The organism is uncultured Thiodictyon sp. (assembly GCA_903837595.1).
In the GTDB taxonomy this organism is placed as follows: domain Bacteria; phylum Pseudomonadota; class Gammaproteobacteria; order Chromatiales; family Chromatiaceae; genus Thiodictyon.
In genome coordinates this window covers 1-1,731 of sequence record CAILVI010000429.1, presented here as the reverse complement: position 1 = coordinate 1,731, position 1,731 = coordinate 1, and the positions used below count along the sequence as shown (strand labels likewise).

Annotated in this window: 2 protein-coding genes and 1 pseudogene; 1 reads left to right on the top strand and 2 read right to left on the bottom strand. The window is 56.2% G+C overall.

From position 1 onward, the window contains the following. Positions 1-568: DUF3150 domain-containing protein (locus tag QZY44_RS25645; RefSeq protein ID WP_295454841.1), on the bottom strand; the 568-nt coding region annotated here is incomplete at its 3' end. Beyond that, positions 565-1,002: pseudogene (locus QZY44_RS25640) on the bottom strand (CbbQ/NirQ/NorQ C-terminal domain-containing protein); the annotation flags it as partial. The pseudogene QZY44_RS25640 and the gene QZY44_RS25645, both read right to left, overlap by 4 nt. Before the next feature lie 285 nt (positions 1,003-1,287). Here QZY44_RS25640 and QZY44_RS25635 point away from each other — a divergent pair. Continuing rightward, a partial coding sequence (locus QZY44_RS25635) for a hypothetical protein (RefSeq protein ID WP_295454839.1) occupies positions 1,288-1,731 on the top strand: 444 nt, incomplete at its 3' end.

Here is a 1,731-nt window from a genome sequence, read left to right as displayed (position 1 = left end):
TGGCCGGCTCGATCGCCCGCCTGATCGGCTCCTCCCAGGCTGGGAGGCTGGAGATCCACTCCTCCAGTGCCTGGTCGTAACCGGACAGGAAGCTCTGGGTCTGCGCATCAAACGCGGCCTTCACCGTCTCCAGCTTGTCCGCCAAGGACTCGGCATGACAGTTGGGCACCGCAAACCCGCCAAGAAAGCGGGTTCCGAAGTAGCAGCCGTCGTCATCCCCGCCCAGGAGGGCAGCGATGTCGATGGCGGACTTCGTCGGTTTCTTCGGCGGGAGCGGCGATGCCGGCGGGTGCTCGGATGCCGACTGAATGCGCGGGAGGTGCCTGACCTCCCCTTGCGTGTTGATCAGGCGCCGCCCCACCGGCTGGTAGCCCTTGTTCATCTTCTCGGTCCGCCGCTGATGGATGACCGCGCGGGTCAGACCGATCTGGTTTTGCACCAGATGGCCTTCTTTTCCCCACCGGACCTCAAAGAGTCCGGAACCGGTGCCCATCTCGGCGTAGCCCCACTCCTTGGCCGATCCATCGGGATGGGTGAAACGGAACAACTCGTAGGTCTTGCCGTTCACGGTTGCGACCCATCCCAGTAGTCGCCGAACACGTCGGCCGCGATCCGGTGGATCGCCTCCTGCTGCTCCGGCTCCGCGCGGGCGGTCAGGGCCTGCGACAAGGCATACTCGAAGACCTTCGGGGCGCCCTTGAACGTCAGCGAAAGGCCCGCCCAGCGGACCAGGGTCCGCGTGCTCATCGTGACCGTCAGCTCCGCCCCACCCTCCCTGGCGCCGACGAATAGCCGGCGAATCTCGCCGGCGACGGTGATCATCTTCTCCGCGATCAGGTCCGGCAGCTTCGGGACCTGGGTCTTGATGATTGCCTTCTCGACCGCGGGCTCGGGGTAACCGACCTGGACCACCCGGAAGCGGTCCATAAACGCCAGGTTCTGGCGCAAGACCCCCTGATAGAGGCCCGAGCCGTCCCCCGCGCCTACCGAGTTGCCGGCGGCGAACACCCCTCAATATCGCAATCTCAGCGGCAAAAACTTTTTCAGCGTTACTTGACGGGTTATGGATCATGCGCTAACGTCTCCCCGATTGCCTCTGGGCAGCCGGGGGATCGAGCCGGGTACAGCGAGTGCGTGTAAATTTGCCAAGCTCACTTTAATTTCGGAAATACCGTCCTGAAATGTATTCGAGCCTGCCCCCTTTTCTTACCTTTTGTGATTTAATGATAGACTTTTGGGCGTAGACAGCCGTCTATTTAATGCCGAGAATAGTGCAGGAAAGTTGAAATGGCTGTAGAAATCTACGAACAGAGCGCCATTGCTTTTATTGATATTCTTGGATTCAAGAATGCCCTGAAAAACGAATCAAAGGCCAGGGGGATTTTTGATGCCTTATCTAATATTAGGAATAGAGTGGGGAAATATTATTCAGATCCAGATCGCGTGTTATTTCGAGGTATACTCGATATCGAACTAACGGCATTCTCAGATTCCATTGTTATTTCTGGATCAGAGACTCAGGCGATTATAGTGTTATTTGCCGCATTAGAGTTTAGTCAGATCCTTGTTGAAAAAGGCTTTCTCTGTAGAGGCGCTATTGCATGTGGAGATCTGCACCATAAGAATAGCATTTTATTCGGAAACAGTCTCGTAAGAGCATATGAATTAGAAAGAAGCCAAGCCGTCTATCCAAGAATAATTCTGGATGATCGAACTCAAGAACTGCTGAAT